Genomic DNA, 25,071 nt, shown 5'->3' with positions numbered 1-25,071 from the left:
CGAGTGCGTCGTGGCGTCATGCGCGGTCATCGAGTGCTCGTTCCTCGTTCGTGTCGGGGGTGTGCTCTCCGGCGATCACCACGTCGTCGACCGTCTCGGACAACGCCTCGTGAACGCCGGGGTCGAGTCCGGCATCGGTGACGAACACGTCCACGCGTGCGAGCGGGATGGTGTTGGCCAGCGCGCGAACACCCCACTTGGTGTGGTCGGCGAGCACGATGACGCGACGAGACGACGCGACCAGCGCTTGGTTGGTCTGTGCTTCCATGAGATTGGGGCAGGTGAGCCCGGATTCGATGTCCACTCCGTGTGTTCCGAGAAACAGCATGTCCAGGTGGATACTCTGCAGGGCACTGACCGTGAGCGGTCCGACGAGCGCGTAGGACGGCGTGCGCTGTCCGCCGGTGAGCAACACCGTCTGATCCGACCGGCCACCGGTGTGAAAGACATCGGCGACGGGCAGGGAGTTGGTGACGACGGTGATATCCGGAACGTCGAGCAGTTCCTGCGCGAGTGCGTGCGTCGTGGTGCCACCGGAGATGCCGATGGAGGTCCCGGGCCGCACGAATCGTGCAGCGGCACGGGCGATGGCCGCCTTGGCATCGCGATCGAGTTCGGACTTGGCCGAGAACCCCGGCTCGAAGACGCTCGCCGATCGCGGCAGCGTCACGCCGCCGTGCACCCGCTCGACCAGACCGCGGGCGACGAGCTCGTTGACGTCGCGTCGGATGGTCATGTCCGACACCGACAGTGCAGCACCAAGATCCGCGACCTTGACCGCGCCCTCGGCCGTCACCTGGTCCAGGATCTTCTGCTGACGCTGGTGGGCGAGCATCAGCGGTTCTCGGCGATCACGGCACTGCCGCCTGCGGCCAGGATGAGTTCGCCGTCGATCTGTGCGCCGCCGACCAGATCGGTACCCGAGGCGGGCACGCTGACCTTGTCGGTTCCGTGGTTGAGCACGAAGAGCCAGGACTGCTCCCCTGCCGACCGTCGGACGATCTCCACATCCGATCCGAGATCGCGTCGGGCGTCGATTCCGGCTGCGGCGCAGAGCTTGTCGGCGAGCGTCGCCCAACCTGCCGCGTCGGGCACGGTGGCGGCGTACCAGGCGGCACCGGTGCCGACAGTGCGTTTGGACAGCGCGGGAACGCCGCGCAGATGCCCCCGGGTATGGCGCGCCAGCACATCGACGTCCTCGGTCGTGGTGAGGTATTCGCTCCAGATCTCACCAACGGTCTCGTCGTCGAGATTCAGCGTCTCGCCGTCGGCGAGCGGGAAGAACTCCTCGACTCGGACACCGAGCAGCTCGCGGAATGCGCCCGGGTAGCCGCCGAGTCGCACGTGGTCGTCCTCGTCGGCGATTCCCGAGAATGCGGTGACCAGTACCTGCGCACCCGCATCGGCCGCGTCGGCTATCCGCGCCGCGGTCTCGTCGCTGCACAGATACAGAGCCGGCACGACGACGATACCGTAGCCGCCGAGATCCGTGGACGAAGGAACGACGTCGCAGGTCACGCCTGCGGAGGTGAAGCCGCGATGTGCCCGTCGGGCAATCTCCATGGGCTGCATCGCCATCGACGGATGGCCCTCCTGCTCGCATGCCCACTGCGATGCCCAGTCGAAGAGCACGGCGACCCGGGCATCGACGGTGCTTCCTGCCACCGGGGCCATACGACGCAGCGCTGCGCCGAGCTCGACGACCTCACGCCAGCGGGCGGAGTCCTCACCGGCATGCGGCACCAGTGCGGAATGGAACTTCTCGGCCCCGGCCTTGGAGGCACGGAACTGGAAGTACGCGATGCCGTCTGCGCCTCGGGCCATGTGCGCCAGGGAGTTTCGCATCATCTCACCGGGCACCTTGGCCCGGTTGATGTGCTGCCAGTTGACCGCGCTGGTGGAATGCTCCATCAACAACCAGGGTCGACGGCCGGCGACGCCCCGGGTGAGGTCGGCCGAGAACGACAGCTTGTGATGCGCTGCCGCGTCGCCGGTCTCGGGGCCGACGAGGTAGTGGTCGGTGGAGACGATGTCCTGCTCGGGGGCCCAGGACGCGTAGTCCATGTTGCCTGCGAGCGCGGGGCCCTGGCCCATGCCGACCATGAAGTTCGTGGTGACCGGGACGTCCGGGGTGATGCGGTTCAGCACGGCCTTCTCGGCGCGGTACTGCTCGAGGAGAGCGTCGGAGCAGAAGCGGCGCCAGTCGAGCTGGTGCGTCGGGTTGCCGAACGTGGTGCTCACCGACGGGGGAACGATCTCGTCCCAATCGCTGTAGCGCTGGCTCCAGAAGTCGGTTCCCCAGGCGGTATTGAGGGTCTCGAGGTCGATGTACCTGGCGCTGAGCCATTCTCGGAATGCATGCGCACTGTCGTCGGAGTAGCACAGTGCGTTGTGGCAGCCGAGTTCGTTGGAGACGTGCCACATCGCCAGTGCTGGGTGCTCACCGTAGCGATGCGCCATCTTCTCGACCAGCACGAGCGAATGTTCGCGGTACACAGCAGAACTGGGGCTCCACGTCTGACGGCTTCCGATGGCGTAGCGGTAGCCGCGCTCGTCCACCGGGCGCATCTGCGGGTAGGCGGTGGCCAACCACGGCGGGGGCGAGGCCGTCGCCGTTGCGAGGTCGACGCGGATGTCGCCCTCGTGCATCAGATCCATGACTCGGTCGAGCCACTCGAAGTCCCACGTCGACGCGGTCGGCTGCAGGCGCGCCCAGGAGAAGACACCGACGGTCACGAAGTCGACGCCGGCCTCGTGCATCAACTCGACGTCGCGTCGCCAGACGTCCTCGGGCCACTGCTCGGGGTTGTAGTCGCCGCCGAAAGAGATTCCCTGGGTCGGCCAGGTGCTGCGTCGCGCTGTGTCCATGCTCACAATATGAACGAGCGGTTCTCAGATGTCAACATGAATGAACATTTTCTTACTGATGCAGGTGAGCGGCCCTCCAAAGGCTTGACAGACGTCGTCGCGTCGTGCTTCTGTAACCTGCATCACCCCGAATGGTCAGAGAAGCAACGCGGAACCTACCGCGTAGATGTTCATTTCTGATCGTTATCGATACTTCTCGTCGAAGGACTTCCATGAACCCACACGAGTGGCCGCGCACGTGGCAGCCGTCACGACGCGATTTCCTGCGGTCCGCGCTCGTCGCCGCGGGTGCGATCACCGCCGGTGGCGCGCTGTCGTCGTGCTCGAACAGCGTCGACCCGAACGTCACCACGCTCGGGTCACGCTTGTCCGACCCCAACTCCAAGCTGGGTGTCGAGGACTTCGTCGCGATGTATCGACAGCAGACCGGGCGGCAGCTCGCCGTCAACACCGTCGACTCGACGTCGTTCCAGGAGAACGTCAACAACTACCTCCAGGGCACGCCCGACGACGTCGTCACCTGGATGGGCGGGTATCGGGTGAAGTACTTCGCCGAGAAGGGGTTGGTGGAGGATCTGTCGCCGATCTGGGCGAACCACGGCGGTGGCTTCAACGACAGCTTCCGCGAGAACTCGACCGGTATGGACGGCAAGCAGTACCTGATCCCGTTCTTCTACTACCCGTGGGCGGTGTTCTACCGGCCGAGCCTGTGGGCCGAGCGCGGGTACGAGCCCCCGGCGACCTACGACCAGTGGGTAGCGCTGAGCAAGCAGATGCAGGCCGACGGCCTCACCCCGATCGGCTTCGGGGCCCGCGACGGGTGGCCACCGTTCGGAACGTTCGACTATCTGAATCTGCGGCTCAACGGCGTCGAGTTCCACCGAACCCTGCTCGCCGGAGACGTGAGCTGGACCGACAATCGCGTGCGTTCCGTGTTCGACACCTGGCGTGAACTGCTGCCCTTCCACCAGCCGCAGCCGCTGGGCCGCAAGATCGCCGATGCGCAGATGGCGCTGCTGAACAAGAGCGTCGGGTCGCTCGTCGCCGGCATGTTCGTCGCGCAGAGCTTCCCTGCCGGTGCCGAGCGCGACGATCTGGACTTCTTCACCTTCCCCGAACTCGATTCAGCCGTCGGAACATCCACGGTCGAGGCACCGATGGACGGGTTCATGATGCGCACCGACCCGCGCAACCGGCCCGGAGCCGAGGACTTCCTCACCTACATGACCGGACCCGACCCTGCCGTCGCATACGCGAAACAGGATCCGCAGGCCATTCCCGCTCACCGTGACGCCGACCTGTCGAGTTTCCCTGCGCTGGTGCGCAAATCGGCTGATCTGGTGCAGAACGCCGAGGAGATCACCCAGTTCTTCGACCGCGATACCCGACCCGATTTCGCCTCGATCGTCATGATCCCGGCCCTACAACAGTTCATCGGCAACCCCAACGATGTCGACGGCCTGGTACGCAGTATCGAACGCCAGAAGTCGGCGGTGTTCGGAACATGATCGTGCGCAGTGTGATTCGACCCCCATCATCCACTCGACATCGAGATCAGGTAATGCCATGACCGCACCCGAACGGGTCAAGTCGCCGAAGATTCGGCGCAGTGTTCGCGAGAAGTGGACCATCGCGCTCATGCTCGGAGTCCCCGCGCTGATCGTCATCGGTCTCGTCTGGATTCCGACGATCTTCACGGTGATCCTGTCCTTCGCCCGCTGGGACGGCATCGGCGGCACATCGAGCATCGAATGGATCGGCACTCGGAACTACGTCGATGCCGTCGAGGCCTACCCACCGTTCCAACAGGCCCTGCACAACAACGTGCTCTGGCTGGTGTTCCTGTTCCTCGTCCCCACCGTCATCGGCATCCTGCTGGCGATCCTTCTGGACAAGAACCTCAAAGGGTCTCGGCTCTACCAGAGCATCTTCTACATTCCCGTGGTGCTGTCGATGGCTCTCATCGGCTTCATCTGGCAGCTCATCTACTCCACCGAGGGCGGCGTCCTCAACAGCCTGCTGGGCACCGACGTCGACTGGCTCGGCGACCCGGACATCAACATCTGGGCCGTGATGGTCGCCGCCGGGTGGCGTCACACCGGCTACATCATGCTCTTGTACTTGGCCGGCCTCAAGGCCATCGATCCATCCGTCCGCGAAGCCGCGGTGATGGACGGTGCCGGGCCGATCCGCACGTTCTTCAGCGTCATCTTCCCGCTGATGAAGAACACCAATCTGCTCATCGTCGTCATCACCGTCATCGAGGCACTGCGCGCCTTCGACCTGGTCTGGGTGATCAACAGGGGCAGAAACGGTTTGGAACTGATATCGGCGTTGGTCACCGCCAACGTCGTCGGTGAAGCAGGCCGCATCGGCTTCGGCTCGGCCCTGGCGACCGTCATGCTTCTCATCTCTCTCGTCTTCATCGCCCTGTACCTCGCCATCGTTCTTCGGAGCAAAGACTGATGACCACTTCACTCACCCGCACAGCACCGCCCGAGCGCGATCCGTTGACCCGCAACCGCGCCGCCGTCGCCAACCGTCGGCGCGCCGGCACCGCCCAGATCGCCATCTACGTGCTGTTGACCGTCATGGCGCTCGTCTGGATGTTCCCGCTCGTGTGGGCGGTGTACAACTCGTTCCGCGACTACGACTACGTGTTGCTCAACGGATACCTGTCCGTCGGCGGTTATACGTTCAGCAACTACATCGACTCGTGGCAGATCGGCGGAATCCCGCACTACTTCTTCAACTCGCTGATCATCACCGTGCCGTCGGTACTGCTCATCCTGTTCTTCGGCTCGATGGCGGCATTCATCCTGGCCCGCTTCAGCTGGAAGTTCAACATCTTCATGCTCGCGGTGTTCATCGCAGGCAACCTGCTGCCCCAGCAGACATTGCTCACGCCACTGTTCCGTCTGTACAACGCAATTCCCGTTCCGTACTGGATGAGTTCGTCGGGTTCGCTGTACGACAGCTACTGGGGTCTGATCATCGTGCACGTCGCGTTCCAGACCGGATTCTGCGTGTTCGTGCTGAGCAATTACATGAAAACAGTTCCGCACGAGCTGCTCGAGGCCGCCACCGTCGACGGAGCGAGTCTGTTCCGCCAGTACTGGCAGGTGGTCATGCCGCTGTGCCGTCCCGCGCTGGCTGCACTCGCGACACTGATGGTGACATGGATCTACAACGACTTCTTCTGGGCTCTGGCCCTGATGGTCAGTGGCGACAAGCTCCCGGTGACGACGGCGCTGCAGAATCTGCAGGGTAGCTTCTTCACCGACACCAATCTGCTCGCCGCGGGCTCGGTGCTGGTGGCTCTACCGACAGTGCTCGTATTCGTTGCGCTGCAACGCCATTTCGTATCCGGTCTGACGATGGGTGCCAACAAGTGAGTTTTTCCGTCCTTCGCCGTGACGGTGTCATGGTGATTCTCGGCCCGTCGTCCACCGCCGTTCCGGCCGTGCTGCATTGGGGTACCGATCTGGGCGAGCTGTCCGAGAACGACCTGACCGAGCTGCGCAGGGCCGCGATCCCCGCTGTCCCGCATTCGAGCGTGGATGTGCCCCGGTGGCTCACCCTCGCACCCGGCAGCGACGACGCCTGGCAGGGCACACCGGCTCTGGGATTGCACCGCAATGGGTCGGTGCAGTACCCACGGTGGGGCGACGTCGCTGTTCGCGCCGACGACTTCCGTTGTGAGGTCGAGGCGTCCGACTCCGAGTTGGGAATCGCGTGGTCGATCGAGTTGTCGTTGGAGATCGGTGGCTCACTGCGAGTGCAGCAGAGTGTTCGCAACGTTTCCGGTGGACCCTTGACCGTCGACGGCGTGGTGACGCTGATGCCGTTGCCGGACAGTGCAACCGAACTACTCGACCTGACGGGACGGCACTGCCGCGAACGTACCCCCCAGCGGCGACGGTTCGATCACGGCTCTACCGTGCGCGCCTCACGACGCGGTAGAACCGGGCACGACGCCACCCTGGTTCTCACCGCCGGTAGTGAAGGCTTCGGCTTTCGCACTGGCGAGGTATGGGGTGCACATGTCGCCTGGAGCGGCGATCACCTGCATCTGGCCGAGCGTCTACCCGAGCGGGCCGGCCAGGCCTCAGGAGTGTTGGGTGGCGGAGAGCTGCTGGCACCCGGCGAGGTGATACTCCAGGACGGCGACACCTACACGACACCGTGGGTGCACTTCGTGTATTCCGATGCAGGGCTGGATGGTTCGGCGCAGTCGCTGCACCGATGGATGCGATCCCGACCCGCACATCCCACCTCGCCGCGACCGGTGGTGTTGAACGTGTGGGAAGGGGTCTACTTCGATCACGATCTCACCCGACTCCGCGGGATCGCCGACGTCGCCGCGCACGTAGGCGTCGAACGATTTGTGCTCGACGACGGATGGTTCCGACACCGCCGCGACGATCGAGCCGGCCTCGGCGACTGGCAGGTGGACGAGGGCGTCTGGCCCGACGGACTGGCACCGCTGTTCGATCACGTTCGTGAACTCGGTATGAGTCCAGGACTGTGGTTCGAGCCCGAGATGGTCAACCTGGATTCCGACATCGCTCGGGCGCATCCGGATTGGCTGCTCGCGGCACCCGGGCGACTACCCCTCGAATGGCGTCACCAGCACGTGCTCGATCTGACCCGCCCGGAGGTGTTCGAGTATCTCCTCACTGCCATCGATACCGTGCTGACGAACGAGCGGCCCGACTATGTGAAGTGGGACCACAACCGGGACCTGATTCTGGCGGTCGATTCCGACGGACGCGCTGCGGTGCATGCCCAGACCTCGGCGTTCTATCGGCTGTTGGACGCGTTGCGTTCGCGGCATCCCCACGTCGAATTCGAGTCCTGTGCATCCGGCGGTGCCCGCATCGACCTCGAGGTCCTCGAACACACCGACCGGGTATGGGCGTCGGACACCAACGATCCACTCGAACGTCAAAGGTTGCAGCGGTGGACGACGCAGTTGCTGCCTCCGGAGCTGATCGGCTCGCATGTCGGTCCGCAGATCGCGCACACGTCCGGTCGATGGTCGACTCTTCAGTTCCGTTGCTTGACATCACTGTTCGGTCACGCCGGATTGGAGATGGACGTCACCGAGCTGTCGTCGGAAGATCACGAGTACCTGCGGTCGTGGACTGCGCTGTACAAGGAATTGCGCGGACTGCTTCACACCGGCAACGTAGTACGCGCCGACCATCCCGACCCGAGTGTCTGGGTGCACGGCGTCGTGGCTGCGGACTGCTCGGAGGCCACGTACGCAGTGGTGCGAATGGACACCTCCCCCGAGGACCGCACCGATCGTGTTCGGCTTCCCGGCCTCGATCCGGCCGTCAGGTATCGCGTCGAATTCGTTCATGCTCTGAGCGATCTGGGCAACGGAATCACATTGCCGCCGTGGATCGCCGACGGCGGAGTGGTCGAGCTGTCGGGTTCGATGCTGGCTCGGGCAGGTGTGGCACTACCGGTGCTGTTCCCGCAGACGGGGGTATTGCTCAGGGTGCAAGCCGTCTGAACTGTGAATCGGCTCCTCAGTTCTGGATTTCCGACTGCGATCAGAGGATGGAATCCGAATCCCAGGAGCCGATTCGCCGCTTCAGTCCCAATTCACCCGGGATGCCATGCTCAGTAGCTTTGCTCGACGCATTTCGTTCGTTTCGCCGATTCGGGCGATGCGTCCGTAGACGTGAGCTCGGAAGTCGTTGTGGCGATGCCGATTCTGCTCGGCTGGGCCGCTGGCGATGCAGTTGTGCAGCAGTGCCCGGAGAGTGTCGTACTCCTCTCGGGGCACCGCCGGCCACGAGTTGACGACGAGTCCGGTGAGCTGTTGTCGCTGATGAGCGCGCCTGACCCTGGTCTTGTCCGGATGAATCGTGAAGCCTTCGTCGTGGGCGATCTGAGAAACCAACCACAGCAGTCTGTCCACGTCGAGGTCTGGCCCACCGGAGAACGCCAGATCGTCGGCGTATCGGCTGTAGCGGGCACCGACGGACCGGGCAAGCCCGGTGGCCCGGATATCGAGTTGTCGCGCAGCCAGATTCGCCAACGCAGGTGACGTAGGCGCCCCCTGCGGCAGGTGGGTGGCGCGAAGCCGCGCCGCCGTGGGACGGTCCACGCCGACCAACTCACGTGCCGGGGTCACCGTGGTACAGAGCGCGGCGAGATTCGCCGCGACTGTCCGCGGATATCCCACGGCCTCGAAGATCGCGACCACTCGATCGAATCCGATGGACGGAAAGAAGCGCCGAAGATCCACCGAGATCACCACGTCGCGTTCGGAATGCGGCATCGCGAATGTACGCGGACTGCGCGCCTTCGCGAAGCCGTGCGCCGCCGGATGAGCCGGGATCCGATCGAGGATGCGGCGCAGTATTTTTCGTTGAATTTCCCGTAGACGTGGCTTCGGCACCTCGAGCAGTCGGATGCCTTGACGCTTGTCGAGCCGTGCAGATCGATAGTGCTGCAACGGGAACGGCGCAGTGCGAAGCCTCCCCTGCAGATCGGCGAACCATTCGATTTCGGAGATCGTCAGGTCCAGCGACCGCGCGAGCTGACCGGTGGTCTCGTACCGCGGTACCTCGAATCGCCAGGGCTTGTCACTGTTGCGCGTCGGTCTCTGTGACGACACCGACGGCTCCGGTATGAACGGAAGGTCGCGCAGCAGAACGAAGATCGATGCCTCGTCGAACGGCGGACTCGGATACAGATTGATGACCCGATCCGCCAACCACGTCGCTTTGGCCGGGACGAGTGGCTCGAACGCCTCCGCGAGTCCTGATCGCGTCCACTCGGCGTCCGCAGCCAGGCGCGCCAGCGTCGCGGCCGCCTGTGGGGTCAATTCGCGTTCGGTCACAGGCGGTCGTCAATCGGATGCAGTGCCGTGGAATTCAACGCCGTGACATGCAACGGCGCGGGGCGACCGAAATCTTTCGTCCTCGGAGCTGCCAAGCACGCGGAGCGTGCAGACCAGCTTCGGACGCAGTGCTCGATTCTCGTGATGTACCCAGGGGTTACCCCTGAGACCGGTCCCGCGGACCAACTCTCGCCCACGCGCCGCTGCATCCCTCCACCATGCCAAAGGGACGCAGATCTGTCAGCGCGTTGCCCGCAGGACCGTCACGGAAGAAGAGACTCGACTTCGCCCATGAGGTCGGAGATCTGCGGCCGAATCTGCTGGTTCACCAGCGTCCACCGCGCGCGACTACCCGCCGATCGACTGCGATTCCGAACGCCGAGGTTCGCAGCGAAGGTACTGGAACCGACAAGAGCCGGGCTGCGTCCAAGGACGTAGACGTCCGCGAGAAATGGGTGAGGCAATGCGCAGGGCACGACAATTGATACCGGCGTTGACGGTGCTGCTCATCGCTGCGGGCTGCTCGAACACCACCGATGATGACGCCGTCGCCGACGCCACATCAAGTGGGGCGGCCAGTACGACCAACCCCGCGCCGACGCCCTGGGACCCCTGCACCATCCCCAACGAGGCCATCGAACGAGCGGGATTGAACGTGGACACCAAGGAGTCCGGGGTGTTCGGGCGGGATCAGAATGGATTCAAGATCTGTGGGTGGGAGAGTCGGCCGCCGAGCAGCAAGTACTACGTGCGAATTTTCGTCGGTTTCGAGACCATGGACTTTGTCAACGATCCTAGCTACTTCAACCGACTCGAACCTGTTCGGGTGGGTACGCGCGACGCCACGCAATATCAGCAACTTACGGCCGATGCTGGTCTGAACTGCGGTGTCGCCTTCGTCTCAGGTAACGAATTGATCAGGGCAACAATCATCACGGGCGCAGGGGTCGGAGACCCGCCGTACGACCCGTGCACCGAGTTGAACAAGGTCGTCGCCGCTCTCGATTCTGAACTTCCCACCTAGACCACGCCCATACGAAAGGGATCGAACTAGTGGCCAATCCCCAATCGGATCCGCTCACGTACTGGAAGGACCTGAATACGCAAGCCGACGAGGGCACCTTGGCCATTCCCGCTGAAGTCGCTGCCAAGTGCGACGCGGCCTGTGTCATTTACCTCGCGCACCTCGAGAAAATGCAGATCGACGCGCTCGCGTTGGCAGAAGCCAAGAGTTGGGGCGACTTACCGTCCGCGCAAGCTCTGCAAGCCCGGTTCGGTCGTCTCGCCACCGGCACCGATCGGTCTCTCGACGTGATTCTTCAGCAGCACATCGAGGTCATCGAATCGATGCGGATGCTCTTTCGGCGCTACTTCGACGAGACCGAGGCTACCGATACCCAGACGTCTGCGAACATCACCGCACTCGCTCCGGGAAGCTAGCAGCGCAACACTTTTCGATGGACTTCGACCTCGCGTTTGTCGTTGTCCAGTCGCCGTTCGACCGGCAGATAGCCGTGTGAACGCCACCATCCGATGCTCTCGACCATGCTGACCATCGGACCCACGAACACATGGGTCCACCCCTGCGCCGCAAGCCTGCGCTCGAGCTCCGCCAGCACCGGATTCGCCACACGATCGTGGCCCTCGTCCGCGTCGACGATCAGACTCCCCACCCATGGCTGTCCCTCGCGCGGATGCGGAACAAGCAACGTCACCACTCCCACGATTCGTTCTGCTACACGAATCACCAGGCACTGGGAGTTCTCCATAACCGTGTTGTGCCACAGGAACTTCTCGACATCCTCCGTGGTGAATGCGGTGACACCGGTGTGCAACGTACTCGCGTCGAGGAACTCGGGATTGCTGTTGAACACCGCCAGGAGGTCCTCAGGACCATCGCTGCCCTCGACCTCCCGGACCGCATACGAACCCACGTCGAATCGGATTTTCATCACGCCACGATAAGTCCACTACCCAATCCACGCCCTTCATCGTCATTCACGCCCGCTACAGGCGGTGTGAATCCCCACGAGGGGCGTGAATCCGCGCGCAAGCACTTCTGGCAGGCGATGCGTTTGCAGGCAGCTACCCGCAAGACGGTCGTGCTTCGCAACCCCTACCTCGAAGAGGCGTCGACGCCAACCTGCTACGGTCCGAAGCCGAAGTCGCTGCAGCTCGAGTCGACTTCTGCTGGTCCCTGGGAAGAATCAGCCTCCGTGCGCCTCGACGGCCACGGGCTGCCATTCGCGCCAGCTCGCGAGCCTCGACTCGTAGTCCTTCGTCGCGATCTGCAGTGGTGCGTCGCCGAAAAAGACTCGCAGTGGCGGCTTTTCGGCGTCGACGACCTTGAGCAGTGCCGACCGTGTTGCACTCGGATCACCGGGAGTCGCCTGCCGGGCACTGCGCAGCTTCGCAGCCTTGTCTCGAATCGAGTCGTACGCGGCGATGTCGGTGGACTTCTTGGCAGACGGGCCGGACCAGTCGGTGGAGAACCCACCCGGCTCGATCAGCGTCACATGGATGCCGAAGTCCTCGACCTCCTGGGCCAACGCCTGACTGAACCCTTCGAGGGCCCACTTGGACGCGTGGTACGCACCGACATTCGGGAATGCGGAGATTCCACCGATGGACGACACCTGCAAGATGTGGCCACTCCCCTGCTCACGCATGAACGGCAGGGCCGCCTGCGTCACCCACAGCGCGCCGAAGACGTTGGTCTCGATCTGCGCGCGGGCATCTTCCTCGGAGAGTTCCTCGATCATGCCGAACTGGCCGTAGCCGGCGTTGTTGACGACGATGTCGAGCGAGCCGAACTTGTCGTGGGCCCGCTGCACAGCCGCGAAGTCGGCCGCGCGATCGTTCACGTCCAGTTCGATCGGCAGGATGGCGTCGCCGTACTGCTCGACCAGGTCCTTCAATGTGTCGGTGTTGCGGGCGGTTGCCGCCACTCGGTCTCCGCGCTCGAGAGCTGCGATAGCCCACTCACGACCGAAGCCCTTGGAGGTGCCGGTGATGAACCATGTCTTCGCTGCCATGAATCTCGTCCCTTCGCTACACGGACAGAAGTAGGGACGACGCCCGCTGCAAACGCCTCTCGGCGAGTGGTCGCTCGAAGCGACAAATGGGGTGAGGCCCGGGGCTTGCCAAGCGGACGCCGTCAGGGGTTCCAACGAGACACCCCCGCCGACTATTCCCCACCCGTCAGCTGTGTTCGGTGATCATCACTGCCATGGTGTTCGGCTCCAACGCTTCGAAGATATGCGGCACATCGCCGGGGTAGGCCACGTAATCGCCCGGAGCCAGCTCGACGGCCTCGCCGAGCGGCCCGACCATGGCTCGTCCCGCGCTGAGCACCACGTGCTCGACGACACCCGGCGAATGCGGATCCGAACGCCTAGGTTCGCCGACGTCCGCGCTGATCAAGTAGATGTCTCGGCGGGCGTTCGGCGGAGACGACGCCAGCAGGGTCGCCGTGTAGTCCGCTCTGTCCGACGCGAATCTCGGCCCCTCCCCCGCACGGATCAGGCGGACCGACTGCTTCGCGGGCTCGACCAGCCTGGAGAACGGCACGTCCAGCGTGACGCTGAGTGCCCACAGAGTCTCCAGGCTCGGATTTCCGGTACCCGATTCCAGTTGCGACAAAGTCGATTTGGCGATGCCGGCACGGCGGGCGACTTCTGCGAGAGACAGGCCGACGCGTCGTCGCTCCTGCCGGAGAGCGGCAGCGATGGCCGCAATCGGTGGACCGGTATCCGCCATTCGTTCACTCCATCGGTACGTCCGTTTGATTTGACGAACAGACTAACAGGGTCCACTATAACGACCATGCGTTCGACATGGCGAACCCTGCAGGGGGTCAACATCCGCGACATTGCGTTGGTCTGCTTGGCCGACGCCTTGGTCGGGGCATCGTTCGGTGCCATCTCCGTAGCCGCGGGCCTGCCACTGTGGCTTCCGGTCGTGATGTCACTGGTGGTCTTCGCGGGCTCGTCCCAGTTCATCTTCGTCGGAATTCTGGCGGCCGGGGGAAATCCTGTTGCCGCTGTGGCCAGCGCGTTGCTCGCCAACATCCGACTGGTTCCGCTCGGCTTCTCCATCGGCGAGGTGTTTCGGAACGTCGCACCACTGAAGCGGCTACTCGGCACTCACCTCATCACCGACGAGGCAGTGGCCTTCAGCGTGGCCGAACACGACGAGGGCAGCCGTCGAACAGCGTTCTGGGTGTGCGGGATCGGACTGTTCGTCACCTGGAACATCGGCGTGGCGATCGGCACCCTTGGCGGTGGAGCGATCAGCGATACCGCCGCACTCGGTCTCGATGCCGCATTCCCGGCGATTCTGCTGGGACTGATCATGCCTGCGCTCCGAGACCGGGCAACCCGCAACGCAGCCCTCGCCGGAGCGTGCATTGCGCTCGTCGCGTCGATGTTCCTGCCCAGCGGACTACCCGTTCTCCTGGCACTGATCGCCGTCGTACCGGCCATGTTCTCCAATACCCCTGCCGCACAGAAGGAATCCGCATGAACCTCACGATTCCCCTGCTCGCGTTGATCATCGGCACCTACGCCCTCCGCATCGCCGGCCCGGCACTCCGAACCCGAGTCACCATCTCCCCTCGCATGGACAAGGTGATGACCACCGCAGTCGCCGTGATCTTCGTGGCACTGGTCGCCACCTCGACGCTCCTCGTAGGCAAGGACTTCGCCGGATTCGCGTTACCCGCAGGAGTAGCTGTCGCTGCCGTACTCGCCTGGCGACGAGCGCCGTTCGTGGTCATCGTCCTCGCCGCAGCCGCCACCACTGCGGGGCTTCGATGGGTCGGCGTCGCCTGAGTCTGCAACACTGGGTTGGTGTCCGAGTCCCCTGTTCAGTCCGTCGATCGCGCGATCGAGGTGCTCGAATACCTTGCCGACCACGGCGAATCCGGTGTGCAGGACGTTGCGGCGCACCTCGACGTGCACAAGTCCACGGCGTTTCGCCTGCTCAGCGCACTGGAGTTTCGCCGACTCGTCGAACAACCAGGCGAGCGCGGCAAGTATCGCCTCGGCATCGGTTTGATCCGCCTCGCCACGTCGGTATCCGCGCAACTCGACATCACCCGCATCGCCCGACCGATCCTGCAGGAACTCGCCGACACCATCGGCGAGACCGTCAACATCGCTGTGCCGGACGGCAACGTCACCGTCAATATCGATCAGGTCCGCGGCGGTTCGTCGATCATCAGTCACAACTGGCTCGGTGAGAGATCTGCCCTGCATGCGACGTCCAGCGGGAAAGCACTGATGGCGTACGACGACTCGCTTCTGAAAGCCGGAGTCGACGGTCATCTCGAACTGTTCACCGCCAACACCATCACCACCAAGACCGCTCTGCTCGACGAGATCGAGACGGTCCGGTCCACCGGAATCGCCTACGCGCGCGAGGAGTTGGAGATCGGACTGAACGCGACAGCGGCCACCATCCTCAGCTACGACGGCTCCGCGGTGGGTGCGATCACCGTCTCGGGCCCCGCCTACCGACTTGACGAGGACCGCCTCACCGCGGCAGGGGTGTCCGTTCTCGCTGCTGCACAGCGCGTCTCGACGCTATTGGGTTGGTCCGGCCAAGCGTGATCCGACCCAGTCGTGAAACGCCCTGATGTGATGCTCCGCCGGCACCAGCACGCCGCCGTCGCGATACATCCGTGACGACATCGCCGGCTGGCACCGCTCGCACGCCTCGAAGTCCTGCTCGTTGACGCGATGGAACAGCTCCACACTCTTGTCCATCGTCGCCGCGCTGTGCGGATCTGCCACGACTGCAGGGGCATAGAGCCAATCGCATTCGACGACCGTTAGATCGACGGACATCGGGAACATGCGATGGATGATGACGTGGTCGGGAACCAGGTTGACGAACACCGTCGGCCTGATCGTGATGGCGTAGTACCGTCGATCCCGATCCTCCCCTACCCCGTCGAGGGCGTCGAATCCGTGGGAGCCGTCGACGGTGAAGCCGGCTATGTCACTGCCGAACTCTGCACCGTGCCCCACGTACGTCTGTGCTGCCATGCCGTCGGCGAACTCGGGTAGCACCTCGGTGAGCTCGGGATGAATCGTGGCGCAGTGGTAGCACTCCATGAAGTTCTCGACGATGAGCTTCCAGTTGGCCTTGACGTCGTAGACGATCCGGCGCCCGAGGGCGAGTGATTCCACGTCGTACGAATCGATGGCACCCACACCTCCGAGTCGTTCGCGAACGTCGCCCTGCACCGTGTCCTCGAACGACGGGGCCTCCTCGGCAACGCACACCCAGACGTATCCGAGCCATTCCCGGACATGCACCTTCCGGAGCCCGTACTCCACCCGATCGATCATCGGCATATCGATCAGGTTCGGAGCTGCGATCAGCTTGCCGTCGAGATCGTACGTCCATGCGTGATAGGGACATTGAAAGTTTCGACGCACCGTGCCCGACGCCTCGGTGCACAGAGTCGCGCCGCGATGTCGGCAGATGTTGAAGAACGCGGTCACGCCGCCCTTCCGATTGCGGCTGACCAGGATCGACTCTCGACCGACCTGAACCGTGCGGAATTTTCCGGGCGCTGCGATGTCGTCCGATCTGACGGCGCAGAACCACATCTGCTCGAAGATCTGCTCCTGCTCGCGAACGAAATATGCTGGATCGACGTACGTTTCGCCGCCCAACGTCGGGAGCAGAGTGGGCTGCAGTTCGGGATCGACCATGGTCATGCCGACACCGCGCATCTCGCCGGGTCGAACAGCGCTATCGGGTGTGACGTGGCCCCGTCGATCGCGAGGTCGGCCAGAACCTCTCCGATGACGGGAACGAACTTGAACCCGTGGCCCGAGAACCCGCACGCCACGGTGACATTGGCGTGGTCCGGATGCTTCGCCAGTACGAAATGCTCGTCCGGCGTCGTGGTGTACATGCAGGTCTTCGCATCCAGGTGTGGTCCCGACAGTGCCGGGAACGTGGTGACGATGCGCTCCTGCAGTCGAGCGATCTCTTCGGGATGCACTGTGCGGTCGATGGTGTCGGGATCACACGGTGTCCCGGCGCGGAAGAACGAGATCTTCACACCGCCGCCGTCCCCGTCGATGGCCGGAAAGCCGTAGATCTGATCCGGCCCGTCCCCACAGATGTAGACGGGGTGATGCGAGCTGTCGAAGGCCGCTTCGCCCGATTCCGGGGTGACCCAGTGCATCACCTGCCGTTCGACCACCAGCGGTACGCCGATCTCGGCCAACAGCTGCGGTGCCCACGCTCCCGGTGAAATGACCAGTGCTCCAGCGGTGTACGTTCCGGCGACCGTGGTCACGGTCACCGAGGAGTCGGTGGATTCCCAACCGAGCACCTTCTCGTCGTAGCGCAGTTCGGCACCGGCAGCCTCGGCGAGATCGAGATGTGCGGCCACCGTCGCCTCCGGTCGCGCGATGCCCGCCTTCTCCTCGAACAGGGCGAACTCGTCGGACCTGAGTCGGACCGTCGGGAAGCGTCGCTGCGCCTCGGCAGGGTCGAGTACGTCGTGCTTCAGACCCCACTTCTCCGACGCCCGCAGGCTTCCGCCGAACGTGAGCCCGTCGGGCCTTCCCACATAGAGGCCACCGGTTTCGGTGAACACATCGCGCCCACTGTCCGCGGCGAGGTCGTGCCACAGTTCGTACGCGCGCAGGAGCAACGGCACGTAGGCCGGGTCCTCGAAGTACGACTGCCGGTAGATGCGGGAGCCGCCGTGACTCGATCCCAGCGCATGCGCCGGTCCGAATTGGTCGATACCCAGCACCCGCTGCCCGCGTCGGGCGAGGTGACATGCGGCGGCGCTACCCATGCCGCCGATACCGAGGACGATCACGTCATACGTCATATCAACACCTGATCTTGTTCATGTCGGGATCCACCAGCGGTTCGGCCATGACCGTCGCGGGTAGCAGGTCTCGGAAGTACTGCACTGCAACATGATCACCGGGTTGCAGCCCTGCCGGTAGCCAGGCGTAGGCCACCGTCCTGCCGACCGTGTATCCGTACGCGGCGCTGGTCACGTACCCGACCACGGTGCCGTCGCGCAGTACCGGTTCCTTACCCATCACCACGTGAGACGGGTCGTCCAACGTCAGGCAGGTCAGCACCGGGCCGTCGCCTCCTTCGTGCAGCGCCGAGGCTCCGACGAAGTCACCCTTGGCTTTTCGCACCGCGAAGCCGAGGCCCGCCTGATACGGATCGTGTTCGGTGGTCATGTCGGTGCCCCACGACCGGTAGCCCTTCTCCAGTCGGAGGCTGTTGAACGCACTCCGTCCTGCGGCCACGACGCCGTGCGCCTGCCCGGCCTCCCACAGGGTGTCCCACAGGCGCAGTGCTGTATCGGCATCGGTGTACAGCTCCCAGCCGAGCTCTCCGACGTACGACAGTCGCAGCGCCAGGACGTCGATCCCGCCGACATGAATGGTCCTGCCGTTGAAATACTTCAGCCCTGTGTGCGAGATGTCGGCCGAGGTGAGCGGAGCCAGTACCTTCCGCGCCGACGGTCCCCAGAGCCCGATACAGGCAGTGGCACCGGTGATGTCGCGAACGTACACGTCACTGCCGGCATGACGCAGCATCCAGTCCTCGTCGAGCGGACCGTTCACTCCCACTTGGAACCGATCCTCGGCAACTCGGGCGACGGTCACATCGCTGCGAACACCACCGGTCGCGTCGAGCATCAGTGCGTAGGTGACGCTGCCGACCTTCTTGTCGAGCTGGTTGGTCGTCAACTTCTGCAGCAGCGCGAGCGCACCGGGTCCGGCGACCTCGAGGCGTCGCAGCGGCGTCATGTCGTACATCGCCACCGCCTCGCGGGTGCGCCAGGCCTCGACGGCGCTGATCGGTGACCAGAACTTCGCCGACCACGGCTCTCGCTTCGGTGCCTGCCACTGTTCCGGAAGTTGTTCGAGCAGAACGCTGTTCGACTCGTACCAGTGCGGTCGCTCCCAGCCGGCACCGTCGAGGAACATCGCGCCGAGCTCCTGCTGACGACCGTAGAACGGGCTGACGCGGAGCGGTCGCGGTTCCACCTTGGGCTGCAGTGGGTGGATGATGTCGTACACCTCGACGAAGTTCTGCGCACTGGTGCGCGCCACGTTCGACGGCACCAGGTCGGTCTTCTCGAATCGGTAGAGGTCGCACTCGTGCATGTCGATCTCGCTGTGCCCGGTGATCATCTGCTCGGCGAGCGATTTCGCGACGCCGGCAGAATGCGTCACCCAGATCGCCTCGGAGACCCAGAGCCCCTGCACTTCTCGTGATTCTCCGACGATCGGTGCGCCGTCGGGTGTGAAGGAGAAGATGCCGTTGAACGCGTGTTGTATTTTCGCGTGTTCGAGCGTGGGAAGGAGCTCGGTGCTGCGCTGCCAGGCGTCGGCGAAATCGGCTTCGGTGAACGGCATCGACGACGGCATGTTCTGCGCGGTCACGTTCTCACTGGAACCGAGTTCGCGAGAATCGACGGGCATGGGACGGTGGTGGTACGAGCCTATTCCCAGGTGATCGCCGTGTTCGCGGTAGTAGAGCCGCTCGTCCTGATGACGGAGGATAGGCAGAACCGCTTCGGTACGAGCTCGACGCGACGGTAGGTCCAACTCGGTCGTGTGCGCGTACTGATGCGCCAGGGGCTGTAGCGGCACCGTCATACCGAGAAGCTCGCCCAGCTCCGGCCCCCAGAATCCGGCGCAGCAGACGACGATATCGGCCTCGAAGGTGTGCTCGCCCGCCCGCACGGCCGTGACTCGACCGTTGCTCCGGTCGATCGACGTGACGTCCATGCCGCCGATGAAGCGCGCACCGCGGGCGGTGGCCTGCTCGGCCTGCGTCGCGCTGGCCTTGACGGCCTTGGCCAGTCCGTCGTCGGGGGTGTGCAGGCCGGCGAGTATGCGGCCGCGATCGAGCAGGGGGTAGAGCTCGAGGCACCGTTCGGCGTCCACCACCTCCGAGGTCAGTCCCCAGGACGTGGCGAAACCGTGGCGTCGATGCAGTTCGTCGACGCGCTCGGGCGTCGTCGCCACCTCGAGGCCACCGACGTCGAGGAAGCAATCGAGGCTCTTGAACTTGGCGGCCGTGTAGGCCGCGAAGCGCGACATCGATCGGGACGAATTGGTGGCGAACACCAGGCCCGGCGCATGCGAGGTGGAACCTCCGGTGAGCGGTAGCGGGCCCTTGTCCAGGACGGTCACGTCCGTCCAGCCGCGCGCGGTGAGTTCGTCGGCGAGGCTGCAGCCGACGATTCCGGCACCGACGATCACAACCCTCGGGATGCTCGAGGACATGACACGCTCCTAGGGGGTGTACGCCGAGTTGATTTAGTTGCACAATACGAACTGCACTTCGTATAGCGCAACAGATTCACACGATCGAAACTCGAGCGTTCCATCGCCGCAACGGGGTGATCCCACGCTGGGTACAACACGAGCACTGCACACCCTCAGGTCCCCGGAGGCCCGACCATGACCGCAACGTTCTCCACCCGCGTCCTGCTCGACGTCGGTCGCGCCGAGGATCTCCCCGACGGCGAGGCCCTGCGCATCACCCCGGCCGGAGCACCGCCGATCGCGATCTTCAACGTCGGAGGTGAGTTCTTCGCCATCGACGACACCTGCACCCACCAGGACGCCTCATTGTCCGAAGGCTGGGTGGAGGATTGCGCCGTCGAATGCCCGCTCCACACAGCATGTTTCGACCTACGCACCGGAGCGGCACTGGGTGCTCCCGCGAAGATCCCCGTACGTACGCACGCCGTACACGTCGAGGACGGAGTCATCCGCATCGCGGTCACTCCGTGAAGTCGGTGACCGTGGTCGGAGCCTCGCTCGCCGGGGTGGCCGCAGCCCGCGCACTGCGCGATCAGGGTTTCGACGGCCGCATCACGACGATCGGCGACGAAGTGCACCTGCCGTACGACCGACCGCCACTGTCCAAGAGTTTCCTTCTCGGTGACGAATCCGCACTGCCACTCGACATCGACGGTCTGGACGTCGAGTGGCGTCTCGGTTGTGCGGCCACCGGCCTGTCGGGGACCACGGTCTCGACCGCATCCGGCGATATCGGCGCCGACGCGGTGGTGATCGCAACCGGAGCTGCGGCCTGCCGGCTCCCCGGCACCGTCGGGATCGACGGAATTCATGTGCTGCGCAGCCTGGACGATGCGCGTGCACTGCGGTCTTCGCTGTCGTCGGGAGTTCGGGTCACGGTGGTCGGAGCCGGGTTCATCGGCAGCGAAGTCGCTTCCACTGCAGTAGGAATGGGCGCTTCGGTGACCGTCGTCGAAGCCTCGGAGACTCCGCTCGCTCGCGTGTTCGGCAGTGAGCTGGGCTCACTCATCGCCGGGTGGCACCGCAATGCCGGTGCGGCACTGCTGACCGGAGTATCGGTAGCCGGATTCGTCGTCCAGGCGGGCCGGGTACGTGCGGTGGAATTGGCGGACGGTTCGATGATCGAGTCCGACGTGGTCGTCCTCGGCGTCGGTTCGACGCCGAACGTCGGCTGGCTCGACGGATCCGGCCTGGACATCCACGGCGGAGTGGTGACCGATCACCGCGGCATCACCTCCAACCCAGCCGTCGTCGCCGTCGGGGACTGCGCTGCAGTGCGAGATGCCGCCGGGGTGATTCGGCGCGACGAACACTGGACCTCCGCCGCAACCCGCCCTGCCGTCGCCGTCGAGGCACTGCTGACCGGTGGGTCCAAGGGGTTCACCGGACTGCCATACGTGTGGTCCGACCAATACGCCGCGCGAATCCAGTTCGCCGGACATCACGGACCCGACTGCATCGCCGACATCGTCGAGGGCGACCCCACCACCGGGCCCTTCGTCGCTCTCTACCGACACAACGACCGCCCGGTCGCCGTGCTCGCGGTGTCCTCGCCGCGATCCTTCGGCAAATGGCGCCGTCAGGTGGTCGATACCTCGACCCTGATGACCTGAGCGTTCCCTGTTTCCCTCCGCCGACGGCGCTCCCCAGGTCCACTCGATGTGACATTGACCCCCGAAAAGGCCACCGAATGTCACATTGAGTACCCACCAACGGGAACAATGGTGATCGAACACGGGAATCGATTGTCGACTTTGGGAGCAGCAATGACCGCGCTGGATGCAGTACGACGACGGTGGCCGAAGACGATGCCGCTGCAGCCGCTGCCGTCGGAGTCGTGGGCCAAGCAGGAGCCCACTTGGAAGGGTGCGAATCCGCAGGTCATCGAGTCTGCTTTGAAGCGTGCGAAGACGCGGACCTCGGGCAATTGGTTCGTGTTCGCTGCCAGTCGTGACGTCAAGGCCGACAAGCCGTTCGGCAGGTATGTCGGCACCACCGAATTGGTGGCCTGGCGGGACTCTGCGGGCAAGGTGCACATCGGGCCGGGTGCGTGCCCGCATCTGGGCGCTGCGTTGGATACCGCGAAGATCGAATGCGACACATTGGTCTGCCGCTGGCACGGTCTTGCGCTCGGGCCGAAGGGCAAGCCCGGTTGGCGTCCGGTGCCCGCGTTCGACGACGGGGTTCTGGTGTGGGTTCGGCTCGACGAGCTCGGTGGTGAGGAGCCGACGCCCGTCCCTGTGGTTCCGATCCGCCCGCCTGCTTCGACTGCCATCGCCGGTGTGGTCACTCTCGTCGGCAAGTGCGAGCCCGACGACATCATCGCCAATCGACTCGACCCCTGGCACGGTGCGTGGTTCCACCCGTACTCGTTCGCACGGCTGAAGGTGGTCAGCGCACCTACCGAGATCGATGTGCCCGAGGAGGACGATCGCTTTCTCGTCGATGTGACCTTCCGCGTCAGTCGTGGCGTCGGTGTGCCGGTGCGGGCCGAGTTCGTCTGCCCCGGTCCCCGCACCATCGTGATGCGCATCCTCGACGGTGAGGGAGCGGGCAGCGTCGTCGAAACCCATGCGACGCCGTTGGCCCCCGCACCCGACGGCACACCGCGTACCGCCGTCATCGAAGCCACGATCGCAAGTTCGGATCGACCGGGGTTCCAGATGGCGCGCAAGGCGTCCGGTCTCCTGCGACCGGCGATGAACTTCACCGCTGCGCGGTTGTGGAAGGACGATCTCGACTACGCCGAGCGACGCTACGAGCTGCGTTCGCAGGGCCGGGCTTGATCTAGCCTTCGACGAACTGGGCGAGTTGAGCGATGACGGTACCCCAGCCGTCGTGGAAGCCGTACTCCTCGTGCATCTTTCGGTCTTCTTCGTTGCGGTGCATCACGTGGGCGTTGTACTGGGTTCCGTCGGGGTGGTCGGACAGGGTGATCACCGCGGTCATGAACAGCTGCGGTGCCGGCCGCCACCCTTCGACGAGGGAGTTGGTGAACACGATGCGCTCACCGTCGTCGACGGCGAGGAAGCAGCCGTCGATGTGCGGAGCGAAGTCGCCACCGGATTCGCTGATGAGGGTCCGGAAGGCCCCACCCGGTCGCGGGTCCCAGCCGTCCACCCGGCACTGAGCAGGCGCAGGGATCCACCACTTCTCGAATTTCGACGGGTCGATCCACGCACTCCACACTGCTGCGCGTGGAGCCTTGATCACGCGTGAAATGGTCAGGTCGAGGGAAGGATCGATCGATGTCATTGCGCTTCACTTTCTTTCGCGGTGTCGGTGACGAACTGTTCGAGGCGATCGGTGCGGGATTCCCAGACGGCTCGTTGCTCGCGTAGCCAGTGATCGGCCACGTCCAGGTTGGCTCGCTCGATCGTGCATGCACGAACACGGCCCACCTTGCGCGTGCGAATCCAGCCACTGCGCTCGAGCAGATGAATGTGTTTCATGAACGACGGCAGAGTCATGTCGAACGGTTCGGCGAGTTCACCCACCGTGGCCGGTCCCGATCCCAACCGACTGAGCACTGCCCGCCGGGTCGGGTCGGACAGTGCTTGAAAAACGTCGTCGAGAACGGTCGAATACTGAGCCATAAGGCATACTATCTTCAGAGCAATATTGAGCACAAGAGCTGAGTATCAGAAGTTGCCGCTGTGATCACGACCCTCTCTGCGGCACAGCACTATTGGATCTGAAAAATTTCTGAGAACCTCCAGAAAACCCCTTGGCACTCGAAGGGTCAGAGTGCTAATTTCTGATCTGCACAGTTGAGGAGCGACTCGCCACAGGGGTGAGCGCATCTGGGTACAGGAGGTGGTTGCTGTGCTTCGTTTCGATCCGTTCCGTGATGTCGATTCCCTCACCTCGGCCATGCTGGGTGCCTCTTCCGGTTCGGACCGCGCCCCGCGATTCATGCCGATGGACCTCTACAAAGTCGACGACCACTACGTGCTCAGTGCCGATCTTCCCGGCATCGACCCCGGATCGATCGATGTCGACGTCGACCGCGGTACGTTGACGCTCACCGCTCATCGATCCGCTCCGGAAAACACTGGGGTGCAGTGGATTACCTCGGAGCGATTCGCCGGCACGTTCCGCCGCCAGGTCTCGTTGGGTGACGGCGTCGATACCGAGCGCATCTCCGCGGCGTACGACAACGGCGTTCTGTCCATCACCATTCCCCTCGCCGAACGCGCGAAACCACGCAAGATCGACATCGCACACACCGAGCAGAAGTCCATCGAACACGAATCGACCTGACCCGAAACGGACAGCCGAACAGATCACGAAAACCATGGGGTGATGCACTATGCCATCCGAGGCGGTGGTGTGGACGGAATCGGCCGACCGTGAGCAGTGGTGGCGCACGGTGGTGGGTGTCGAGACGAGCATCAGGGAATGCTCGACGGCGGATGTGCTCGATCAGTGTCGAGCCGAGCCTCTCGACGACAATCTCTACCCGCACACACAGCAAGCAGCGTGACGAGAAGGGCCGGTACCGAATACTCGGTGCCGGCCCTCCGTCATCGGGACCTCTACAGAGACAACGAGAAGAACGTGCTCGATGGATCGAGCACGTAGTCCCCGAACGGCGGGCACTCGACGAATCCGTGGCGCACATACAGCCTGCGTGCCGCAGCGAAGTAGTCTTGGGTTCCCGTTTCCAGGCTCACCCGCCCGTACCCACGTCGACGCGCATCGTCGAGAACATGCACGAGCAGGCGCGAGGCGACACCCTGCCCCCTCGCCGCCCCCGTGGTCCGCATCGACTTCAGCTCGCCATGATCCGGGGTGAGCTCCTTCAGCGCTGCGATACCGCACAGTGTGTCGGCATCCCAAGCCGTCCACACGCAGACGTCGGACCCCCGCAGACCCGACAGATCCAGGGCATGCACACTCTCGGCAGGCGAGGTGGCGTTCATGTCCGCGAGATGCTCGGTGAGCAGCGCCTGCACTTGCGGACGCGACAGATCGTCGACCTCGATCCGCATTCCG

The 25,071-nt window shown here is 64.1% G+C and carries 26 protein-coding genes; 14 read left to right on the top strand and 12 right to left on the bottom strand.

Annotated elements, in window-relative coordinates:
• Nucleotides 1-16: 16 nt before the first annotated feature.
• Both CH306_RS09150 and CH306_RS09145 read right to left on the bottom strand, forming a co-directional pair.
• Nucleotides 17-835: a DeoR/GlpR family DNA-binding transcription regulator gene (locus tag CH306_RS09150; protein ID WP_094646317.1), complete on the bottom strand. Its 819-nt coding sequence runs from the start codon at nucleotides 833-835 to the stop codon at nucleotides 17-19.
• Nucleotides 835-2,868, bottom strand: a complete 2,034-nt coding sequence (locus CH306_RS09145; RefSeq protein ID WP_094646316.1) for a beta-galactosidase — start codon at nucleotides 2,866-2,868, stop codon at nucleotides 835-837. The genes CH306_RS09150 and CH306_RS09145 overlap by 1 nt, the downstream gene beginning before the upstream one ends.
• 212 nt (nucleotides 2,869-3,080) lie before the next feature.
• Between CH306_RS09145 and CH306_RS09140 the strand changes: the two genes are divergently transcribed.
• The 4 genes from CH306_RS09140 to CH306_RS09125 are packed head-to-tail and all read left to right on the top strand — an operon-like array spanning nucleotide 3,081 to nucleotide 8,392.
• Nucleotides 3,081-4,376: an ABC transporter substrate-binding protein gene (locus CH306_RS09140; RefSeq protein ID WP_045197909.1), complete on the top strand. Its 1,296-nt coding sequence runs from the start codon at nucleotides 3,081-3,083 to the stop codon at nucleotides 4,374-4,376.
• Between the two features lie 58 nt (nucleotides 4,377-4,434).
• Nucleotides 4,435-5,334 carry a carbohydrate ABC transporter permease gene (locus CH306_RS09135; RefSeq protein WP_045197906.1) on the top strand — a complete coding sequence of 300 codons (900 nt, stop codon included), beginning with the start codon at nucleotides 4,435-4,437 and terminating at the stop codon, nucleotides 5,332-5,334.
• A complete protein-coding gene (locus tag CH306_RS09130) occupies nucleotides 5,334-6,263 on the top strand; it encodes a carbohydrate ABC transporter permease (RefSeq protein WP_082073862.1) in 930 nt (309 codons plus the stop codon). Before CH306_RS09135 ends, CH306_RS09130 begins: the two co-directional genes overlap by 1 nt.
• Nucleotides 6,260-8,392 (top strand): alpha-galactosidase, encoded by a 2,133-nt coding sequence (locus CH306_RS09125; RefSeq protein ID WP_256981105.1) that lies wholly within the window; start codon nucleotides 6,260-6,262, stop codon nucleotides 8,390-8,392. Before CH306_RS09130 ends, CH306_RS09125 begins: the two co-directional genes overlap by 4 nt.
• An 81-nt stretch (nucleotides 8,393-8,473) precedes the next feature.
• Here the strand turns inward: CH306_RS09125 and CH306_RS09120 are convergent, their stop codons facing one another.
• Nucleotides 8,474-9,730, bottom strand: coding sequence for a reverse transcriptase family protein (locus CH306_RS09120; protein WP_094646315.1), 1,257 nt, complete (start codon nucleotides 9,728-9,730; stop codon nucleotides 8,474-8,476).
• A gap of 463 nt (nucleotides 9,731-10,193) precedes the next feature.
• Between CH306_RS09120 and CH306_RS09115 the strand changes: the two genes are divergently transcribed.
• Entirely contained in the window at nucleotides 10,194-10,754 is a 561-nt protein-coding gene (locus CH306_RS09115; RefSeq protein ID WP_256981104.1) for a DUF3558 domain-containing protein, read from the top strand.
• 29 nt (nucleotides 10,755-10,783) lie between these two features.
• A complete protein-coding gene (locus tag CH306_RS09110; RefSeq protein ID WP_094646314.1) occupies nucleotides 10,784-11,170 on the top strand; it encodes a hypothetical protein in 387 nt (128 codons plus the stop codon).
• Here the strand turns inward: CH306_RS09110 and CH306_RS09105 are convergent.
• The 3 genes from CH306_RS09105 to CH306_RS09095 form a co-directional block, all read right to left on the bottom strand.
• Nucleotides 11,167-11,682, bottom strand: a complete 516-nt coding sequence (locus CH306_RS09105) for a hypothetical protein (RefSeq protein ID WP_094646313.1) — start codon at nucleotides 11,680-11,682, stop codon at nucleotides 11,167-11,169. The genes CH306_RS09110 and CH306_RS09105 overlap by 4 nt on opposite strands.
• Nucleotides 11,683-11,937: 255 nt before the next feature.
• On the bottom strand, nucleotides 11,938-12,765 hold the full coding sequence (locus tag CH306_RS09100) for an SDR family oxidoreductase (RefSeq protein ID WP_094646312.1): 828 nt from the start codon (nucleotides 12,763-12,765) through the stop codon (nucleotides 11,938-11,940).
• A 166-nt stretch (nucleotides 12,766-12,931) separates the two neighbouring features.
• The gene (locus tag CH306_RS09095) at nucleotides 12,932-13,489 is read right to left on the bottom strand and encodes a helix-turn-helix domain-containing protein (RefSeq protein WP_094646311.1); all 558 of its coding nucleotides are present in this window, start codon (nucleotides 13,487-13,489) and stop codon (nucleotides 12,932-12,934) included.
• A 66-nt stretch (nucleotides 13,490-13,555) separates the two neighbouring features.
• On the opposite strand from CH306_RS09095, the gene CH306_RS09090 reads away from it, so the two are divergent.
• Genes CH306_RS09090 through CH306_RS09080 form a run of 3 tightly spaced genes read left to right on the top strand, consistent with a single transcriptional unit; the run spans nucleotide 13,556 to nucleotide 15,342 of the window.
• Entirely contained in the window at nucleotides 13,556-14,254 is a 699-nt protein-coding gene (locus CH306_RS09090) for an AzlC family ABC transporter permease (RefSeq protein WP_032397071.1), read from the top strand.
• Nucleotides 14,251-14,562 carry an AzlD domain-containing protein gene (locus CH306_RS09085; protein ID WP_045197890.1) on the top strand — a complete coding sequence of 104 codons (312 nt, stop codon included), beginning with the start codon at nucleotides 14,251-14,253 and terminating at the stop codon, nucleotides 14,560-14,562. Before CH306_RS09090 ends, CH306_RS09085 begins: the two co-directional genes overlap by 4 nt.
• A gap of 18 nt (nucleotides 14,563-14,580) precedes the next feature.
• The gene (locus CH306_RS09080) at nucleotides 14,581-15,342 is read left to right on the top strand and encodes an IclR family transcriptional regulator (protein ID WP_094646454.1); all 762 of its coding nucleotides are present in this window, start codon (nucleotides 14,581-14,583) and stop codon (nucleotides 15,340-15,342) included.
• Here CH306_RS09080 and CH306_RS09075 read toward each other — a convergent pair.
• From CH306_RS09075 to CH306_RS09065, 3 genes are read right to left on the bottom strand one after another with little or no spacing between them, the layout of a single operon-like run.
• Nucleotides 15,316-16,461 (bottom strand): aromatic ring-hydroxylating oxygenase subunit alpha, encoded by a 1,146-nt coding sequence (locus CH306_RS09075; RefSeq protein ID WP_094646453.1) that lies wholly within the window; start codon nucleotides 16,459-16,461, stop codon nucleotides 15,316-15,318. The genes CH306_RS09080 and CH306_RS09075 overlap by 27 nt on opposite strands.
• On the bottom strand, nucleotides 16,458-17,597 hold the full coding sequence (solA, locus tag CH306_RS09070; RefSeq protein ID WP_094646310.1) for an N-methyl-L-tryptophan oxidase: 1,140 nt from the start codon (nucleotides 17,595-17,597) through the stop codon (nucleotides 16,458-16,460). The genes CH306_RS09075 and solA overlap by 4 nt, the downstream gene beginning before the upstream one ends.
• Nucleotide 17,598: 1 nt before the next feature.
• A complete protein-coding gene (locus tag CH306_RS09065; RefSeq protein ID WP_094646309.1) occupies nucleotides 17,599-20,031 on the bottom strand; it encodes a GcvT family protein in 2,433 nt (810 codons plus the stop codon).
• 177 nt (nucleotides 20,032-20,208) lie between these two features.
• On the opposite strand from CH306_RS09065, the gene CH306_RS09060 reads away from it, so the two are divergent.
• From CH306_RS09060 to CH306_RS09050, 3 genes are all read left to right on the top strand, one after another.
• On the top strand, nucleotides 20,209-20,544 hold the full coding sequence (locus tag CH306_RS09060; protein ID WP_176459175.1) for a bifunctional 3-phenylpropionate/cinnamic acid dioxygenase ferredoxin subunit: 336 nt from the start codon (nucleotides 20,209-20,211) through the stop codon (nucleotides 20,542-20,544).
• On the top strand, nucleotides 20,541-21,686 hold the full coding sequence (locus CH306_RS09055; RefSeq protein WP_179272802.1) for an NAD(P)/FAD-dependent oxidoreductase: 1,146 nt from the start codon (nucleotides 20,541-20,543) through the stop codon (nucleotides 21,684-21,686). The genes CH306_RS09060 and CH306_RS09055 overlap by 4 nt, the downstream gene beginning before the upstream one ends.
• Before the next feature lie 153 nt (nucleotides 21,687-21,839).
• A complete protein-coding gene (locus CH306_RS09050; RefSeq protein ID WP_045200694.1) occupies nucleotides 21,840-22,859 on the top strand; it encodes a DUF5914 domain-containing protein in 1,020 nt (339 codons plus the stop codon).
• Nucleotide 22,860: 1 nt separating this feature from the next.
• On the opposite strand, the gene CH306_RS09045 is transcribed toward CH306_RS09050, so the two are convergent.
• Together CH306_RS09045 and CH306_RS09040 are read right to left on the bottom strand one after the other, a co-directional pair.
• Nucleotides 22,861-23,328, bottom strand: a complete 468-nt coding sequence (locus CH306_RS09045; RefSeq protein WP_094628920.1) for an SRPBCC family protein — start codon at nucleotides 23,326-23,328, stop codon at nucleotides 22,861-22,863.
• On the bottom strand, nucleotides 23,325-23,669 hold the full coding sequence (locus CH306_RS09040; protein WP_094646308.1) for an ArsR/SmtB family transcription factor: 345 nt from the start codon (nucleotides 23,667-23,669) through the stop codon (nucleotides 23,325-23,327). Before CH306_RS09040 ends, CH306_RS09045 begins: the two co-directional genes overlap by 4 nt.
• Nucleotides 23,670-23,898: 229 nt before the next feature.
• On the opposite strand from CH306_RS09040, the gene CH306_RS09035 reads away from it, so the two are divergent.
• Together CH306_RS09035 and CH306_RS29035 are read left to right on the top strand one after the other, a co-directional pair.
• A complete protein-coding gene (locus CH306_RS09035; protein WP_045200692.1) occupies nucleotides 23,899-24,336 on the top strand; it encodes an Hsp20/alpha crystallin family protein in 438 nt (145 codons plus the stop codon).
• 49 nt (nucleotides 24,337-24,385) lie between these two features.
• Nucleotides 24,386-24,559: a hypothetical protein gene (locus CH306_RS29035; RefSeq protein WP_179272803.1), complete on the top strand. Its 174-nt coding sequence runs from the start codon at nucleotides 24,386-24,388 to the stop codon at nucleotides 24,557-24,559.
• Nucleotides 24,560-24,611: 52 nt separating this feature from the next.
• Here the strand turns inward: CH306_RS29035 and CH306_RS09030 are convergent, their stop codons facing one another.
• A complete protein-coding gene (locus CH306_RS09030) occupies nucleotides 24,612-25,067 on the bottom strand; it encodes a GNAT family N-acetyltransferase (RefSeq protein WP_094646450.1) in 456 nt (151 codons plus the stop codon).
• Nucleotides 25,068-25,071: the final 4 nt, after the last annotated feature.

The organism is Rhodococcus sp. 15-725-2-2b, from assembly GCF_002259075.1.
Lineage (GTDB): Bacteria > Actinomycetota > Actinomycetes > Mycobacteriales > Mycobacteriaceae > Rhodococcoides.
The sequence above is the reverse complement of the archived record's forward strand: the minus strand, read 5'-3'. Positions and strand labels throughout refer to the sequence as shown.

Excerpts from the sequence above, each read along its gene's own strand:
- CH306_RS09150 (WP_094646317.1), bottom strand. The coding sequence starts at position 835 with ATGCTCGCCCACCAGCGTCAGCAGAAGATCCTGGACCAGGTGACGGCC.
- CH306_RS09145 (WP_094646316.1), bottom strand. The coding sequence starts at position 2,868 with ATGGACACAGCGCGACGCAGCACCTGGCCGACCCAGGGAATCTCTTTC.
- CH306_RS09140 (WP_045197909.1), top strand. The coding sequence starts at position 3,081 with ATGAACCCACACGAGTGGCCGCGCACGTGGCAGCCGTCACGACGCGAT.
- CH306_RS09135 (WP_045197906.1), top strand. The coding sequence starts at position 4,435 with ATGACCGCACCCGAACGGGTCAAGTCGCCGAAGATTCGGCGCAGTGTT.
- CH306_RS09130 (WP_082073862.1), top strand. The coding sequence starts at position 5,334 with ATGACCACTTCACTCACCCGCACAGCACCGCCCGAGCGCGATCCGTTG.
- CH306_RS09115 (WP_256981104.1), top strand. The coding sequence starts at position 10,194 with ATGCGCAGGGCACGACAATTGATACCGGCGTTGACGGTGCTGCTCATC.
- CH306_RS09105 (WP_094646313.1), bottom strand. The coding sequence starts at position 11,682 with ATGAAAATCCGATTCGACGTGGGTTCGTATGCGGTCCGGGAGGTCGAG.
- CH306_RS09100 (WP_094646312.1), bottom strand. The coding sequence starts at position 12,765 with ATGGCAGCGAAGACATGGTTCATCACCGGCACCTCCAAGGGCTTCGGT.
- CH306_RS09095 (WP_094646311.1), bottom strand. The coding sequence starts at position 13,489 with ATGGCGGATACCGGTCCACCGATTGCGGCCATCGCTGCCGCTCTCCGG.
- CH306_RS09090 (WP_032397071.1), top strand. The coding sequence starts at position 13,556 with ATGCGTTCGACATGGCGAACCCTGCAGGGGGTCAACATCCGCGACATT.
- CH306_RS09085 (WP_045197890.1), top strand. The coding sequence starts at position 14,251 with ATGAACCTCACGATTCCCCTGCTCGCGTTGATCATCGGCACCTACGCC.
- CH306_RS09075 (WP_094646453.1), bottom strand. The coding sequence starts at position 16,461 with ATGACCATGGTCGATCCCGAACTGCAGCCCACTCTGCTCCCGACGTTG.
- solA (WP_094646310.1), bottom strand. The coding sequence starts at position 17,597 with ATGACGTATGACGTGATCGTCCTCGGTATCGGCGGCATGGGTAGCGCC.
- CH306_RS09065 (WP_094646309.1), bottom strand. The coding sequence starts at position 20,031 with ATGTCCTCGAGCATCCCGAGGGTTGTGATCGTCGGTGCCGGAATCGTC.
- CH306_RS09060 (WP_176459175.1), top strand. The coding sequence starts at position 20,209 with ATGACCGCAACGTTCTCCACCCGCGTCCTGCTCGACGTCGGTCGCGCC.
- CH306_RS09050 (WP_045200694.1), top strand. The coding sequence starts at position 21,840 with ATGACCGCGCTGGATGCAGTACGACGACGGTGGCCGAAGACGATGCCG.
- CH306_RS09045 (WP_094628920.1), bottom strand. The coding sequence starts at position 23,328 with ATGACATCGATCGATCCTTCCCTCGACCTGACCATTTCACGCGTGATC.
- CH306_RS09040 (WP_094646308.1), bottom strand. The coding sequence starts at position 23,669 with ATGGCTCAGTATTCGACCGTTCTCGACGACGTTTTTCAAGCACTGTCC.
- CH306_RS29035 (WP_179272803.1), top strand. The coding sequence starts at position 24,386 with ATGCCATCCGAGGCGGTGGTGTGGACGGAATCGGCCGACCGTGAGCAG.
- CH306_RS09030 (WP_094646450.1), bottom strand. The coding sequence starts at position 25,067 with ATGCGGATCGAGGTCGACGATCTGTCGCGTCCGCAAGTGCAGGCGCTG.